The organism is Bradyrhizobium sediminis, from assembly GCF_018736105.1.
Classification (GTDB): Bacteria; Pseudomonadota; Alphaproteobacteria; order Rhizobiales; family Xanthobacteraceae; genus Bradyrhizobium.
The window spans coordinates 4,762,681-4,777,086 of record NZ_CP076135.1; the positions used below are offsets into that span (position 1 = coordinate 4,762,681).

Consider the following 14,406-nt stretch of genomic DNA (forward strand, 5'->3'; position numbering starts at 1 on the left):
CGCTGGCTGCGCCGGCAGCAGGGAGGCCCCTGCCCTAATTGGCGAGCGCGCTGGTCAGGGCCTTTATATTGTGCCTGACCATCTCAATGTAAGTGGGGGCATCGCCCTTTTCGCCCGTCAAACTGTCGGAATAGAGCGTTCCACCGACTTTGGCGCCGGTCTCGGCCGATATCCGTCCGATCAGCCTGGCATCGCTGATATTTTCCAGAAACACCGCCGGGATTTTCTGGGTCCTGATCTGGGTGATGATGCGGGCGATATCGCGGGCGCTGGCCTCGGATTCGGTGGAAACGCCGAGCGGCGCGATGAAGGCGATGCCATAGCTCGAGGCCAGATAGCCGAAGGCATCGTGGGTCGAGATCACCTTGCGGCGCGCCGCCGGGATCTGCGCCACCGCTTCCCGCACCTCGCGGTCGAGCGCATCGAGTTTCGCCAGATAGACGGTCGCGTTGGCGCGATAGGCCTCGGCGCCCGCGGGGTCGGCGGCGGCAAGCGCGGCGCTGATATTGGCGACATAGGTTTTCGCGTTGGCGACCGATTGCCAGGCGTGCGGATCGGCATCGGAGCCGAGCTTGCGCGGCGCGATGCCGTCGGTCGCGGCGACGATCCTTGCCTTGCCGCCCGCGGATTGCACCAGCCGCGGCAGCCAACCCTCCAGCCCGAGGCCGTTGACGATGACGAGCCTGGCGTCGGCGATCTTCTTCGCATCCGCCGGCGCCGGAGAATAGACATGGACATCGCTGTTGGGGCCGACCAGCGTCGTGACATTGACGCGATCGCCCCCGACATTGCGCACGAAATCGCCGAGGATCGAGAAGGAGGCGACGACGTTGAGGCGCTCCTGCGCGCGCGCGGCGACGACCGCCGCTATCAGCATCAAACAGGCGAACAAGAATTGAAAACGTCGCATCGGTTCGCCGCTACGCTTCGAGATGCCGGCCGGGAAACAACTGCCGCACCATGCCGCTGACGCTGCCGAACAGCACCGAGACGACGTAGAGCCCCGCGGCCACCAGAATGATCGCGGGACCTGAGGGAATGCGGGTCTGGAACGACAGCACCAGCCCCGCATAGCCGGAGACGATGGCGCTCGCGACCGCGATGCAGATCATGCCGGTGATGTCGCGCGACCAGAACCGCGCGATGCCGGCAGGCAGGATCATCAGCCCGACCGCGAGCAGGGTGCCGAGCGCGTGAAAGCCGTTGACCAGATTGACCACGACCAGCGCGAGAAACGCCAGATGCGCCGGCGCGCCGGCGCGGCTGACGGTGCGCAGGAACACCGGATCGACGCACTCGATCACCAGCGGCCGATAGATCACCGCCAGCACCACGAGCGTGATGGTGGCGTTGAAGGCGATCACCAGCAAAGTCTGGTCGTCCATGGCCAGGATATTGCCGAACAGCACGTGCAGCAGGTCGATATTGGTGCCCTTGATCGAGACAATAGTCACGCCTGTAGCCAGCGACACCAGGTAGAAGGTGGCGAGCGAGGCATCTTCCTTCAATTCGGTGGTGCGCGCGACCAGGCCTGCCAGGATCGCCACGGTGAAGCCCGCGATCATGCCGCCGAACGTCATCGCAAACAGATTGAGGCCCGACAGCAAAAAGCCGATCGCCGCGCCGGGCAGGATGGCGTGCGCCATGGCGTCGCCGACCAGGCTCATCCGCCGCAGCATCAGGAACACGCCGATCGGCGCGGCGCCCAGCGCAAGCGCGATCACGGCCGCCAGCGCCCGGCGCATGAATTCGAATTCGGTGAAAGGCGCGATCAGCGCGTCATAAATCGCCACGGTCAGGCCGCCCGCGACGGCATGTCGTCGACGGCGCAAGCCGGCGCGCTGTCGTCGAACGCTTCGCACATCCGGCGGGCCTCGCCGAGATTCGCCGCGGTCAGCACCTCGGCGGTCGGGCCCCACGCCACCGGGCCGCGCGCCAGCAGCAGGGTTTCCGGAAAATGGGCGCGCACCAGATCCATGTCGTGCAGCGCCGCCAGCACGGTACGCCCTTCGGCGTGCCAGCGCCGCACCAGATCGAGCAGGTCGGCCGAGGTCTTGGCGTCGATGGCGTTGAAGGGCTCGTCGAGCACGATCAGGCGGGCATCCTGCAGCAGCACCCGCGCGAACAGCATGCGCTGCATCTGCCCGCCCGACAGCGTGCCGATCGGGCGGTTCTCGAAACCGTTGAGGCCGACGGCGGCGAGCGCTTGCGCAATCTTGTCGCGCGCCGATTTGCCCATGCCGCCGAAGAACCCGGTGCTGCGCCACAGCCCGGTGCCGACGAAATCGTACACCGAGATCGGAAAGCTGCGGTCGATATCGGCGGTCTGCGGCAGATAGGCGATATCGCGGACGTTGAGGTCGCCAAGCGAGATCGAACCCGCCAGCGGCTTGAGGATGCCGACCAGCCCTCGAAACAGCGTCGATTTTCCGGCGCCGTTGGGACCGATGACCGCGAGCAGCGCGCCGGAGGCGACCTCGCCGTCGAGGTGGTGCACAGCCGGGTGCCGGTCGTAGCCCAAGGTGACGTCGCGGAATTTGAGCTGCGCGGCCATGCTCACCTCATCGCCAGCAGCACCACGGCCCACAGGACGGCGCTGACCGCGAGCGCAGCACCAAGCCGCGCCATCACGGTCATGCGCAGGATCGACCACGGCGCGGCCTGCGCCGGATGCGGGGATGACGGCCCATGGCTGTGGGTGTGGTGATGGCCATGATCGTGGCTGTGGGAATGGGAAGGAACCATGAGGAAATGTTATATTATAACATAACTGGTGTCCATGAGGCCGTCTCGGTCCATCAAGGCTTGCCGATCGCCATCGCGATCGCGGCTGCCAGGAACGGGAACGGCAGCGACACCGCGGCACGGAACCAGACGAAGCGGGCCGGCATGAACGGGATTTCCCAGAGAATCAGCCGCTGGAAGGCGAACAGCGCCCAGGCGACGACGTAGGCGATGACCTGCGGCGCGCCGCCGCCGGCTTTCAGGGCCACCGCGCCGAGCGAGAAGCCGATCACCGGTCCGCCCGGCGTCGCGGCGCCCGCAACAGTCGCGGCGAGCACGCCGAGCCAGCCCGAGTCGGGCCCGAACCAGCCGGTGATGACCTCCTGGGGCAGCACCGCCGCGATATAGCCGGAGCCGATCACGCCGAGCGCGATGCGCGGCACGATGTTGATGAAATCCATGGCGCCTTCACGCGCTGCCGCCGTCAGCACCGTGCGGCCGCGCTGCCAGACCATGAAGCCGAGCACCGCAACCGAGCCCCACAAAGTGATGTCGATGATCAGGGCGGCGATCATGACGGCGGGGCGCCCTTCGGATACATCCTGATATAGACGAAGCGGCCGAGCGCGCCGGCGAGCACCGGGATCGGCAGCGAGATCGCGATCCGCCACAGCGTGAAGTCGGTGCCCAGAATCGGCAATTCCCAGGAAATCGCCCGGCCATAGCCGAGCAGCGTCCAACTCACCACCATCGCGATGGTGGCGCCGAAATCGGCGCCGACGGTGAGCAGCGCCGCCGCCACCGGATAGGCGGTGAACGGTCCGCCCGGCAGGATCGCGCCGAACGCCGTCCCGATCAGCAATCCCTTCAGGCCGGAGTTGGGCCCGAGCGATCGCGACACTTTTTCGTGCGGCAGGATCTCGGCGAGGAGCGCGCCGAGCAGGCAGCCCGCCAGCACGCGCGGCAGGATGCCGCCGAACAGTTCGAGATCGCTGGTCAGGATTTCCAGAACGCCGTCGACGCCGTCGCGGCGCCACACCAAGACCACGCTGACCGCGACCAAGACCGCGATCACGATCATCGACCAGCCGATCGGCTTGCGGACGCGTCCAGGGCGCGGCTCCAAGTCCGCGGCGTCATCGGCGGGCGCCGGGTCTTTCAGGGGTGATTCTGACAAGGCAATCGGTCTGGGAGGTGAAACGGCTGATCCTGCTTAGTCGCGCCGGCACAGTGAAGCAAACGGAACAGTGACGAAACCCATGCGCGCCTGAGGAAGGCCCATGCGGGATTGTTCACGCCAGATGGCGGACCAGCGCGAGGCCGGCGAACAGGCCGGCGATCGACAGCAGCACCGAGCCCAGCACGTAGAACAGCGCCGATCCGATCTCGCCGCGCTCGTAGAGCAGCGCGGTATCGAGCGAGAACGCCGAGAAGGTGGTGTAGCCGCCGAGAATGCCGGTCATCAGGAACAGCCGCCACGGCTGCGAGGCTTCGCCCTTGAAGGCCAGGTAGCCGGCGATCAGGCCCATCACGAGCGAGCCCGAGATATTGATGATGAAGGTGCCCCAGGGAAACGCGGTGCCGAGCCCGCGCGCGCAGACCACATTGACGAAATGGCGCAGCGACGCGCCAAGCCCGCCGCCGACAAAGACCAGAACATAGTTCATCTCAAGCTTTCCAGGGATCGGAGCACCGGCATCACAGGTTTTGCCGCAAGGCTGCGTTTCCCGCAAGGATCACGGGATGCCGGCGCAAACGAAAGGGCGGCAGCGCGATGCTGCCGCCCCCGGATCGTTGGCCGATGAACCGCCGAAAGCCTCAGGCCTTCGAGAACAGCTGGTCGACATACTCCCAGTTCACCAGATGATCGACGAACGCCTTGAGATAATCCGGGCGACGGTTGCGATAATCGATGTAGTAGGAGTGCTCCCAGACGTCGACGCCGAGGATCGGGGTGGCGCCATGCACCAGCGGGTTTTCGCCGTTCGGGGTCTTGGAGATTTCGAGCTTGCCGTTCTTGACCGACAGCCATGCCCAGCCCGAGCCGAACTGGCCGACGCCGGCAGCGGCGAAATCGGTCTTGAACTTCTCCAGGCCGCCGAGGTCCTCGTTGATCTTCTTTTCCAGACGGCCCGGCAGTTTGCTGCCGCCGCCATTGGGCTTCATCCAGTTCCAGAAATGAAGATGGTTGTAGTGCTGGCCGGCATTGTTGAACAGCGGCGCATTTTTGCCGAACGAGCCCTTGACGATCTCCTCGAGAGACTTGCCCTCGAATTCGGTGCCCTTCAGCAGATTGTTGCCGTTGGTCACATAGGCCTGATGATGCTTGTCGTGATGGTATTCCAGCGTTTCCTTCGACATATGAGGAGCAAGCGCGTCATAGGCATAAGGAAGGTTGGGAAGCGTGAAGGTCATGGGATGATGTCCGCAATGATGGGAGACGTGACTTAACGGGCCCCCTTATAGAAGGTTCCGTCGATCTTAAACACAGCAATTTGGGTTCGGGCTGCGCAGGGATTGAGCAAAATGAGCATCGAGATCGACGTATTGAACGGAGACGCATCGTGGCCCGTGGCGAAGCCGCTGTTCGATGCGGTCTGGCCGCCCGATGTCATGGAAAAGCTGTCATGGGGCCAAGTCCAGTGGGCCCATGCCGACCTCCGCGTGCTGATCGAACGGCCCGAGGGCGGGCTGGCCTGCCATGTCGGAATTTATTTCCGCGATGTTACCCTGGACGGCCGCAAGATGCAGGCCGGCGGCATCGGCGGGGTCATGACCCGCGAGGACTGCCGCGGCCAGGGCTATGCCAGCCTCGCGCTGAACGCCGCGGTACGGACCATGCGCGACCGCGAAGCGGTGCAGTTTGCGCTGTTGTTCTGCGAATCGCACAATTTCGCGTTCTACCAGGCGCGCGGCTGGCACCGCTTCACCGGTGAGGTCTACGCCGAGCAGCCCGGGGGACGCATTCGCTTCGAGGCGATGGCGCCCTTCGTGCTCGACTTCACCCGCGCGCCGCGCCAAGGCGTCATCGACCTATGCGGCCTGCCTTGGTGACCATGCGCGCCGCGGGGTGGCGGCCGCAGCCGACGGCCCATAATATGTCGATCATCATTTTGTCCGCTCACGCCTGAATGGCCGGTGCTGCATGACCATCAAGGCCTCGCCCGAGGCGCCCCCGGCCGGCATCGCCGCCAACGGCCTGCTGACGTCGCCGATCCTGCCGACCCTGCTCAAGCTGGCATTTCCGAATATCGTCGCGATGTTCGGCACCACCTTGGTGGCGGTCGCCGAAACCTCCTATATCGGCCGTCTCGGCATCGAACCCCTGGCCGCCATCGCGCTGGTCTTCCCCTTCGTGATGCTGACGCAGATGATGTCGGCGGGCGCCATGGGCGGCGGCGTTTCGTCGGCGATCAGCCGCGCGCTCGGCGCCGGCGACCGTGAGCGCGCGGCGACGCTGGCGCTGCACGCGGCCATGATCGGCCTGCTCGGCGGACTGTTCTTCACCGCTGTCATGCTGCTGTTCGGCCGCTGGTTCTTCATGCTGCTGGGCGGGCGGGCCGGTGTCCTCGAACAGGCCCTGCAATATTCGCAGGTGCTGTTTTCCGGCGCGGTTTCGATCTGGCTGGTCAATACACTGTCCTCGGTGCTGCGCGGCACCGGCGACATGCGGCTGCCGTCGGCAACATTGATCGGCACCGCCCTCGTTCAGGTCGTGGCCGGCGGCACCTTGGGTCTCGGTCTCGCCGGGATGCCGCAACTCGGCATGCGCGGCGTCGCCGCCGGGCAACTGATCGCATTCTCGCTCGGCGCGATATTTCTAGCCTGGATCCTCGTCAGCGGCCGCAGCCGGCTGACGCTGGATTTCCGCGCCTTCAGATTTCAGCGCGCCATGTTCCTCGACATCCTGAAGGTCGGCGCGATCTCCTGCGTGGCGCCGCTGCAGAGCGTGCTGACCATCCTGATCTTCACCAAAATCCTCGCCGGCTTCGGCACCGCGACGCTGGCCGGCTACGGCATGGGCTCGCGGCTCGAATTCCTGCTGACCCCGATTTCGTTCGCCTTCGGCGTCGCCTCGGTGCCGATGGTCGGCATGGCGATCGGCGCCGGCCTCGTGGCGCGCGCCCGCAAGGTGGCGTGGACCGCGGGCGCAGCGTCGGCCCTCACCATCGGGCTGATCGGCCTGATCGTGGCGGCGCAGCCGGTGCTCTGGGTGTCGCTGTTCACCGGCGATCCCGGCGTCACCGCCGCCGCCTATTCCTATTTCGCCTGGGCCGGCCCGGCGTTCGGGTTCTTCGGGCTCGGCACCTGTCTCTATTTCGCCTCGCAGGGCGCGGCGAAGGTCGGCGGCCCTGTGCTGGCGGGGACCGGCCGCTTGCTGCTGGTCGGGCTCGGCGGCTGGTGGCTGGTGTCGATCGACGCTCCGGCCTGGACACTGTTCGCGCTGGCCGGCGCCGCCATGGTGCTGTTCGGCCTCGGCGTGGCCGCTTCGGTCCGGCTGACGCGCTGGGGTAAATGATCCGCGAGCCGGCCGATACGGCATTGCACAAATTCGATTTGTTGCTATGCAGGCCTGCTTTTCGGGGGTGGCTCATGGCTTGCAGATTCGGCTTCATCGTTGCGGTCTTGGCGGCGCTGCTGGGCGCGCCGGCAGCGCGGGCGCAGACCGGCGCCGAAGCGACCGGCATCTGGCTGACCCAGGCCGGCGACGCCAAGGTGCGCGTCAGCAAATGCGGCGGCGGAATCTGCGGGGTGATCGTCTGGCTGAGAGAGCCGATCGATCCCGCCACCGGCAAGCCGCAGGTCGACGACAAGAATCCCAATCCGGCCCTGAGGAAGCGGCCGATGATCGGGCTGCCGCTGTTCAGCGGCTTGCAGCCGAGCGGTCCGGGCCAATGGTCCGGCCAGATCTACAACGCCGACGACGGCAGCCATTATGCGAGCCACATCTCGGCGACCGGTCCGGAAACCCTGAAAGTCGAAGGCTGCGTCGGCCCGCTGTGCGGCGGGGAGAACTGGACGCGGACGAAGCGCTGAGTGGGGAAAACCTATTCCTCCATCGGGCAGTTAACCATCCAGGGCATGCCGAACCGATCGACGCACATGCCGAAGCCCCTGGAGAAGAAAGTCTTGCCGAACGCCATGTTGATGGTGCCGCCCTCGGCCAGCGCCTTGAACCTGCGCTCCGCATCGGCGGGATCCTCGACCTGCAGGGAGACCGCGAATCCCTGCGGCTGGTGGAAATTGCCCGGAGGCGCGTCGGAGGCCATCAGCACTTCGCCGTCGATCGATATCCTGGCGTGCATGACCTTCTTCTTCCATTCCTGAGGGATCGGCATCTCCGCGGGCCCGCTCTCATAGGTCAGCATTGCATCGATCGTGGCGCCGAGCGCCTTGGCATAGAATTTCAACGCCGCTTCGCAATTGCCGTCATAGAACAGGTAGGGATTGATCTGCATCGCTTGCTCCTTGGGTGATTCGACGCCGCACCGGGGCTTATTTTTCGGCGAGCCGTTTCAGGTTGGCGAGACCGATTTCAAAATCCTTGCCGACCATGTTGTCCATGTTGATGAAGACCTGCATCACCTTCGACATCAGCGGCGCGGGACCATGCATCAGCCATGTCAGAAGGGTGGCGTCGCCCTGCGGCAGCATTGTGAATTCGGCGGTGTTGTGGCCCTCGAACGGCGTGAAAAAATCGAGTTTGATGGCGATCTTCGACGGCGCCGGCGCGTCCAGGATTTCCATGCGGCCGGAACCGACGTTCTTGTTGCCCTCCCACGCATAGACCGCGCCCTTGCCGCTCCCCACGTCGCTGAAAGTGCGCTTCATCGCGGGATCCTTGTGTTCGTAAGGCGACCACGATCCCCACTGGTGAAAATCGTTGATCAGCGGAAAGATCTTTTCCGGTGGCGCCTTGACCGTGATGGCGCGCCTCACGGCGAACGTATCCGGCTTGGTCGCAGCGAGGATCAGCACGATCGCAATCGCAATCGCAGGCACGACGGCGATGATGGCAATGACTTCGAACATGGCAAACTCCGTATCGGTGGATCGTCGGCGGGGTAAATCAACGTTGCCAGGGCATCAAGCCGCGCAAGTTCCTGTCGCGGAGCCACAGCCCGCCCCACACCATCAGGCCCAGATAGAATCCGAACAGCGTATGGCTGAACAGCGGACTGCCGATCCTGACATGCGATGCCATCGCGCCGCCGAGATAGCCGGTCAACAGGATGGCCCCGAGAATCGAGGTCGGCGGAATCGTATAGAGCACGGTGCAGGCGATGGTGATGACACCGAGTGTCCGCGCCAGGCTTTCGCTCGACCCGTAGCCCATCCTGTCCATGGTTTCCGTGACCACCGGCCATGGCACCAGCTTGATGGCGCCGTCGAACAGCAGGAACACAATGACGAGGCCGCTGAGGACACGGCCGGTCCACTGTGCGGGCTTTGAAATTTCCGGGCTTGCCGCGGTCTCGGCGATCGTCGTCATGGTCGGCTCCGTCAGGGATTGCTGATGCACACTCCAAGGACGAACGGGAGCGGCGGAAATCGACAGGGGGACGAGCGAAATTATTGCGACCGGCTCCCTTTTCCCCTCTCCCCTTGTGGGAGAAGGGAAGAGGTCCCCTACTTCCCCGCCTTGGCGCCGCGGGGCGCGCTGTCGCGCATCAGGCGGTCGAGATGCATCCGGATGTGGGCGGCCTCCGCCGAGGTGTTGGCGAGCGCGATGGCGCGGTCGAAGGCGATTCGGGCTTCTTCGTTGCGGCCGAGCTGCATCAGGAACGCGCCGCGCACCCCGAAGAAATGGAAGTAATTCGACAGCCGCGACGACAGCGGCTCGATCATTTCGAGCGCGGCCTCGGCCCCGCGCACCTTGGACACCGCGACCGCGCGGTTGAGCGTCACCACCGGCGACGGCTGCATCACCTCCAGCGCGCCATAGAGCAGATCGATCTGGGTCCAGTCGGTGTCTTCGGGCCTGGCGGCACGGGCATGCAGCGCTGCGACCGCCGCCTGGATCTGATAGGGTCCGCTGCGGCGGTGGCGCATCGCCTTGTCGATCAGCGCCAGCCCCTCCGCGATCATCTTCTGGTTCCACAGGCTGCGGTCCTGATCGTCAAGCAGGATCACAGCCCCCTCGGCGTCGAAGCGCGCCGCCGCGCGGGCGTGCTGCAGCAACAGCAGCGCCGTCAGCCCCATGATCTCGGGTTCGCCCTGGAACAGCCGCAACAACAGCCGCGCCAGCCGGATCGCCTCCTCGCACAGGGTGGAGCGGATCTCGGCGGTGTCGCCGCTGGCCGAATAGCCCTCGTTGAAGACCAGATAGATCATCGCCGCCACCGCGGCGAGCCGCTCCGAGCGCTCCACGGCGCCCGGGGTCTCGAACGGCACGTCGGCGTCGGCAACGCGCGCCTTTGCCCGGGTGATGCGCTGCTCCATCGCCGCCTCGGAAACCAGAAAGGCGCGCGCGATCTGCTTGACGGTCAACCCCGAGACGATGCGCAAGGCGAGCGCGATCTGCTGCGTCGCCGGCAGGTCGGGATGGCAGCAGATGAACAGCAGCCGCAGGATGTCGTCGCGGTAATGCGAGCCGTCGAGCCGCTCGGCCAGCGCATCCTCGGCGTCGTCGAGGTCGGAGATCGCCTCGTCCTCGGGCAGCGGCTGCTGCCTGCGGTTGCGCCTGATGTCGTCGATCGCGACATTGCGGCCGACCATGATCAGCCATGCCGCGGGATCGCGCGGCGGACCGTTCTGCGGCCAGCTCTTCAGCGCGCGCAAGGACGCGTTCTGGAAGGCCTCCTCGGCGATGTCGAGATCGCGGAAATAGCGCAAGAGCGCACCGACCGCCTGGGGGCGCGCCGAGGTCAGCGCGGCATCGATCCAGGCGGCGTCGGTCACGGCTTGATGCTCCCCGGGTTCAACAGCCCAACCGGGCGGATTTCGTAGGCGCCGCCGGGATTGGCGGCACCGAGATCGCGCGCGACGTCGAGCGCCTCATCGAGATTGTTGCAGTCGACGATATAGAAGCCGAGCAGCTGTTCCTTGGTTTCGGCATAGGGGCCGTCGAGCACGAGAGGCGGATCGTCCTTGCGCAACGTGGTCGCCGAGGTCGTCGGCAGCAGCCGCGCCACCGGCCCGAGCCGCCCCTGTTTTTTCAGTTTGTCCTGCACGACGGCAAGTTTGTTCATGACGGCGGCGTCCTGTTCCTTGGTCCAGGATCCGACGGTGTCTTCGTCGTGATAGCAGAGGATGGCGTAGAGCATGCGAGAGGTTCCGGTTCGGTTGGAAGACGAGTGAGTGCAGAGGCTTCCGACAGGATAGCGGATTTATTTTGCAGAGCCACCACGAGCCGGTAAGGTCGCCGCAGATTCCGCCAGCCTGGGACAAAAAAATCCGATGAACAAAGGCGCGCTCGCCCTGCTGATCAACGGCGGCACCGAAAACTGGTCGCCGCAACGATGGAAGGGCCGCTTCGACGATGTCTGCGGCGACCGGCGGGTGTTGCTGCTGCCCGATGCGGGGTTCGATCCGGCCGATATTCAATATGCCGCGGTCTGGAAGCCGGCTCCGGGCGAACTCGCGGCATTTCAGAACCTGCGCGTCATTTTCAACCTGGGCGCGGGCGTCGATGCGCTGATGGCCGATTCGAGCCTGCCGCAAGTGCCGCTGGTTCGGGTCGCGGTCGGCGACCTCACCCAGCGCATGACCGAATATGTCACCCTTCACGTGCTGATGCATCACCGGCAGGAGCTTTACCTGCGTGCCTGCCAGCGCGAGAAGCGCTGGGAACCGAAGTCGCAATGGCCGGCGAGCGCGGTTTCGGTCGGAGTCATGGGCCTCGGCACGCTCGGAGCCGACGCCGCCGAAGTGTTGAAGCGGATCGGCTTCCGCGTGGCGGGCTGGAGCCGGAGCGCCCGGCGAATCGAGGGCATCGAATGCTTCCACGGGCAAGCGCAGCTCGCGCCGTTTCTCGCACGAACCGATATTCTGGTCTGCCTGCTGCCGCTGACGCCGGATACCCGGCACATCCTGAATCGCGGATTGTTCGGAAAGCTCAACCGCAACGGCCCGATCGGCGCACCGGTCCTGATCAACGCCGGCCGCGGCGGATTGCAGAACGAGGCCGACATCCTTTCATGTCTCGACGACGGCACGCTCGGCGCCGCGTCGCTGGATGTCTTCGCCCATGAGCCGCTGCCGGCGGACAGCCCGTTCTGGACCCATCCGAAGGTGGTGCTGACGCCGCACAACGCCGCCGATACCGATCCCGACGAAATCTCGAAATATGTCGCGCGCCAGATCGAACGTTTCGAGGCCGGCGCCGCGCTCGACAACGTCGTCGATCCCGCGCGGGGGTATTAGAACGCTTTCCAGCTCCCCTGAGCCGGCGCTTTTCTTCTCCCCGCCACGCGCAAGAGCACGTGGAGGGAGGGGAGTGAAGAGCATCGCCTTGCGATGCATCTCCAAGGATGACGCGATAGAAGTGGAAATTGCCCTGGCGCTTGATCTCTCGTCGTCCATCAGCCGGTCGGCAGCTTGCCGGTGTTAACCGCCAATTGAGCGTCGAAAGCCCGCTTGTAGGCGGGCCGCGCTTCGCCGCTGGCGACATAGGCGGAGAGGTTCGGATATCCGTCCAGGATGCCCGATGATTTCAACCTGAGCAGCACCGACACCATCATCAGGTCGCCCGCGCTGAACCCGCCATCGAGCCAGTCGGCATCGCCAAGGCGAGCGGAAAGTTGCTTCAACCGGTCGCGGACGCGATCCTCGACCAGCGGCAGGCGCTCCTTGCTCCAGGGCTTATCGCCTTCCAGAAACCTGGCAGTTGCGAGTTCAAGGATCGCCGGCTCCACCGTGCTGAGCGCGGCAAACATCCATGTGATCGCGCGCGCCCGCGCATCGGCATCGTCCGGCAGCAGGCCCGCATGGCGCCCGGCTATATGGAACACGATCGACCCTGTCTCGAACAAGGCGAGATCGCCTTCCTCGTAGGTCGGAATCTGGCCGAAAGGATGAAGCGCCAGATGCGCGGGTTCCTTCATCGCACGAAACGAAACAAGGCGAACCTGGTAGGGTTGGCCGACTTCCTCAAGCGCCCAGCGAACGCGCGTATCACGCGCCAGCCCCCTGCCGCCATCGGGTGACCGCTCAAAGGCAGTAATGGTGATGGTCACCGTGAGGCTCCTCCCTGGTCAAAATCATCCGGTCTCGCCGCTTCAACCCAAACTCATCACGCTTTAGCGGCCTGTGAAGCCATCCTGTCGTCCGGTCGCGCGATGCAGGACCCCGCCAAGCCAGCAGCAAGGCAAGCCGCTGAGGTCGAGCGCGACCGGGTACCAGAGCGGACCGAGCTCCGTACTGGCGGCGGCAACGAGACCGGCCGTCCCGGGGACGAGCCCGATCAGTCCCAGGATGACGGCATGACGCATCGGCGCACCAGGCGCGAGCGATGCAGCGATGTAGCCGCCGGCCACGGTGTAGACGATCCGGTACGACAGCGCCAAAAGCAGCAGCCCTGTATCGTTCATCGGTTGGCCCCACGGCGGATAAACCTCGAGCACATGCAGCACCTGATCGGTGCCGAGCGAGAGCACGACCACCGCGACGAAGCCCAGCAGGATTGCCGCCGCGCTGCGCCACCGCCGGCGCGTCGGCGTGGCGACGATCCCGCGATCGCCTAAGGTGGTACCCTTCAATTGTTCGGTGGACACTCTGAGCTCCTGTTCTGAAACCACTGCACCATGACGAACGGTATCGTCAGAAACCGACACGGCTCGGGAACTTTTTTTGCCTAAGCCATCGGCCCCGAACGCCGCAGGCTGGCGGCTACTCGATGACGATGCGCGGCGCCGGACGGCTCGCCGCGCCGGTCGAGATCGCCGACCAGATGGTGCGGGCGATCTCGACGAAGTGCCTGGCATGGACGCCGTCGGGCTCGGTCGCGACGACGGGGCGGCCCTCGTCGGAGGTCTCGCGGATCTTGATGTCGAGCGGGATCTCGCCGAGATAGGGGATGCCGCGGCGTTCGGCCTCGAGCCGCGCGCCGCCATGGCCGAAGATCGGCGTCACATGGTTGCAGGTCGGGCAGCAGAAGCTCGACATGTTCTCGATCACGCCCAGGATCGGGATGTTCACCTTCTGGAACATCGCGATGCCGCGCCGGGCGTCGATCAGCGCGATGTCCTGCGGCGTCGAGACGATCACCGCGCCCGATAGCGGCACCTGCTGCGCGATGGTGAGTTGCGCATCGCCGGTGCCGGGCGGCAGGTCGACGACCAGGACGTCGAGGTCGCCCCACGCCACTTCGCGCAGCATCTGCGTGATCGCCGAGATCACCATCGCTCCGCGCCAGATCATGGCGTTGTCCTCCTCGACCAGAAAGCCGATCGACATCACCTTGACGCCGAACCGCTCCATCGGCTCCAGCATGCGCGGGCCGATCTGGCGCGGCTTGCCGCGCAGGCCGAACAGTTTCGGTTGCGACGGACCGTAGATGTCGGCGTCGAGGATGCCGGCCTTCAGTCCCATCGCGGCAAAGCCGAGCGCGAGGTTACAGGAAGTGGTCGACTTGCCGACGCCGCCCTTCCCTGACGCGACCGCGATGACGTGCTTGACGCCGGGAATGCCTGCGGCCTTCGAGGTCGCGCGGGCCTGCATGGTGGGCGGAGTGGCGGACAC

General features: G+C 65.4%; 20 protein-coding genes. 4 read left to right on the forward strand and 16 right to left on the reverse strand.

The genetic code is table 11. The features are described 5' to 3' along the window. Nucleotides 1–34: 34 nt before the first annotated feature. From KMZ68_RS22730 to KMZ68_RS22765, 8 genes are all read right to left on the reverse strand, one after another. On the reverse strand, nt 35–910 hold the full coding sequence (locus tag KMZ68_RS22730; protein WP_215613372.1) for a metal ABC transporter solute-binding protein, Zn/Mn family: 876 nt from the start codon (nt 908–910) through the stop codon (nt 35–37). Between the two features lie 10 nt (nt 911–920). Beyond that, the gene (locus tag KMZ68_RS22735) at nt 921–1,745 is read right to left on the reverse strand and encodes a metal ABC transporter permease (RefSeq protein WP_215616437.1); all 825 of its coding nucleotides are present in this window, start codon (nt 1,743–1,745) and stop codon (nt 921–923) included. 50 nt (nt 1,746–1,795) lie between these two features. Continuing rightward, on the reverse strand, nt 1,796–2,554 hold the full coding sequence (locus KMZ68_RS22740) for a metal ABC transporter ATP-binding protein (RefSeq protein ID WP_215613373.1): 759 nt from the start codon (nt 2,552–2,554) through the stop codon (nt 1,796–1,798). 2 nt (nt 2,555–2,556) lie between these two features. Continuing rightward, the gene (locus tag KMZ68_RS22745) at nt 2,557–2,745 is read right to left on the reverse strand and encodes a hypothetical protein (protein ID WP_215613374.1); all 189 of its coding nucleotides are present in this window, start codon (nt 2,743–2,745) and stop codon (nt 2,557–2,559) included. A gap of 53 nt (nt 2,746–2,798) precedes the next feature. Further along, the gene (locus tag KMZ68_RS22750; RefSeq protein ID WP_215613375.1) at nt 2,799–3,299 is read right to left on the reverse strand and encodes a hypothetical protein; all 501 of its coding nucleotides are present in this window, start codon (nt 3,297–3,299) and stop codon (nt 2,799–2,801) included. Beyond that, nucleotides 3,296–3,901, reverse strand: a complete 606-nt coding sequence (locus KMZ68_RS22755; protein ID WP_215613376.1) for a permease — start codon at nt 3,899–3,901, stop codon at nt 3,296–3,298. Before KMZ68_RS22755 ends, KMZ68_RS22750 begins: the two co-directional genes overlap by 4 nt. A gap of 115 nt (nt 3,902–4,016) precedes the next feature. Continuing rightward, the gene (gene crcB / locus KMZ68_RS22760; RefSeq protein WP_215613377.1) at nt 4,017–4,391 is read right to left on the reverse strand and encodes a fluoride efflux transporter CrcB; all 375 of its coding nucleotides are present in this window, start codon (nt 4,389–4,391) and stop codon (nt 4,017–4,019) included. 151 nt (nt 4,392–4,542) lie between these two features. Continuing rightward, entirely contained in the window at nt 4,543–5,139 is a 597-nt protein-coding gene (locus KMZ68_RS22765; protein ID WP_215603587.1) for a superoxide dismutase, read from the reverse strand. Between the two features lie 111 nt (nt 5,140–5,250). Here KMZ68_RS22765 and KMZ68_RS22770 point away from each other — a divergent pair, with 111 nt between their 5' ends. The 3 genes from KMZ68_RS22770 to KMZ68_RS22780 all read left to right on the forward strand — a co-directional run bounded on the left by KMZ68_RS22770 (nt 5,251) and on the right by KMZ68_RS22780 (nt 7,761). Further along, nucleotides 5,251–5,778 (forward strand): GNAT family N-acetyltransferase, encoded by a 528-nt coding sequence (locus KMZ68_RS22770; RefSeq protein WP_215613378.1) that lies wholly within the window; start codon nt 5,251–5,253, stop codon nt 5,776–5,778. Nucleotides 5,779–5,869: 91 nt separating this feature from the next. Beyond that, nucleotides 5,870–7,243, forward strand: a complete 1,374-nt coding sequence (locus tag KMZ68_RS22775; RefSeq protein WP_215613379.1) for an MATE family efflux transporter — start codon at nt 5,870–5,872, stop codon at nt 7,241–7,243. A 74-nt stretch (nt 7,244–7,317) separates the two neighbouring features. After that, on the forward strand, nt 7,318–7,761 hold the full coding sequence (locus tag KMZ68_RS22780) for a DUF2147 domain-containing protein (protein WP_215613380.1): 444 nt from the start codon (nt 7,318–7,320) through the stop codon (nt 7,759–7,761). Between the two features lie 11 nt (nt 7,762–7,772). Here KMZ68_RS22780 and KMZ68_RS22785 read toward each other — a convergent pair whose 3' ends face one another. The 5 genes from KMZ68_RS22785 to KMZ68_RS22805 all read right to left on the reverse strand — a co-directional run bounded on the left by KMZ68_RS22785 (nt 7,773) and on the right by KMZ68_RS22805 (nt 10,991). Continuing rightward, on the reverse strand, nt 7,773–8,183 hold the full coding sequence (locus KMZ68_RS22785) for a VOC family protein (protein ID WP_215613381.1): 411 nt from the start codon (nt 8,181–8,183) through the stop codon (nt 7,773–7,775). A 37-nt stretch (nt 8,184–8,220) separates the two neighbouring features. Then, on the reverse strand, nt 8,221–8,757 hold the full coding sequence (locus KMZ68_RS22790) for an SRPBCC family protein (protein ID WP_215613382.1): 537 nt from the start codon (nt 8,755–8,757) through the stop codon (nt 8,221–8,223). Between the two features lie 37 nt (nt 8,758–8,794). Beyond that, on the reverse strand, nt 8,795–9,217 hold the full coding sequence (locus tag KMZ68_RS22795; protein WP_215613383.1) for a DoxX family protein: 423 nt from the start codon (nt 9,215–9,217) through the stop codon (nt 8,795–8,797). 137 nt (nt 9,218–9,354) lie between these two features. Continuing rightward, nucleotides 9,355–10,626 (reverse strand): RNA polymerase sigma factor, encoded by a 1,272-nt coding sequence (locus KMZ68_RS22800; RefSeq protein ID WP_215613384.1) that lies wholly within the window; start codon nt 10,624–10,626, stop codon nt 9,355–9,357. Next, nucleotides 10,623–10,991 carry a YciI family protein gene (locus KMZ68_RS22805; RefSeq protein WP_215613385.1) on the reverse strand — a complete coding sequence of 123 codons (369 nt, stop codon included), beginning with the start codon at nt 10,989–10,991 and terminating at the stop codon, nt 10,623–10,625. Before KMZ68_RS22805 ends, KMZ68_RS22800 begins: the two co-directional genes overlap by 4 nt. 133 nt (nt 10,992–11,124) lie before the next feature. Here KMZ68_RS22805 and KMZ68_RS22810 point away from each other — a divergent pair, with 133 nt between their 5' ends. Next, the gene (locus KMZ68_RS22810) at nt 11,125–12,090 is read left to right on the forward strand and encodes a 2-hydroxyacid dehydrogenase (RefSeq protein ID WP_215613386.1); all 966 of its coding nucleotides are present in this window, start codon (nt 11,125–11,127) and stop codon (nt 12,088–12,090) included. A gap of 158 nt (nt 12,091–12,248) precedes the next feature. Here the strand turns inward: KMZ68_RS22810 and KMZ68_RS22815 are convergent, their stop codons facing one another. From KMZ68_RS22815 to KMZ68_RS22825, 3 genes are all read right to left on the reverse strand, one after another. Then, on the reverse strand, nt 12,249–12,902 hold the full coding sequence (locus tag KMZ68_RS22815; RefSeq protein ID WP_215613387.1) for a glutathione S-transferase family protein: 654 nt from the start codon (nt 12,900–12,902) through the stop codon (nt 12,249–12,251). 63 nt (nt 12,903–12,965) lie between these two features. Beyond that, nucleotides 12,966–13,439, reverse strand: coding sequence for a hypothetical protein (locus KMZ68_RS22820; protein ID WP_249779454.1), 474 nt, complete (start codon nt 13,437–13,439; stop codon nt 12,966–12,968). 115 nt (nt 13,440–13,554) lie between these two features. Beyond that, nucleotides 13,555–14,406 carry an Mrp/NBP35 family ATP-binding protein gene (locus tag KMZ68_RS22825; protein WP_249779455.1) on the reverse strand — a complete coding sequence of 284 codons (852 nt, stop codon included), beginning with the start codon at nt 14,404–14,406 and terminating at the stop codon, nt 13,555–13,557.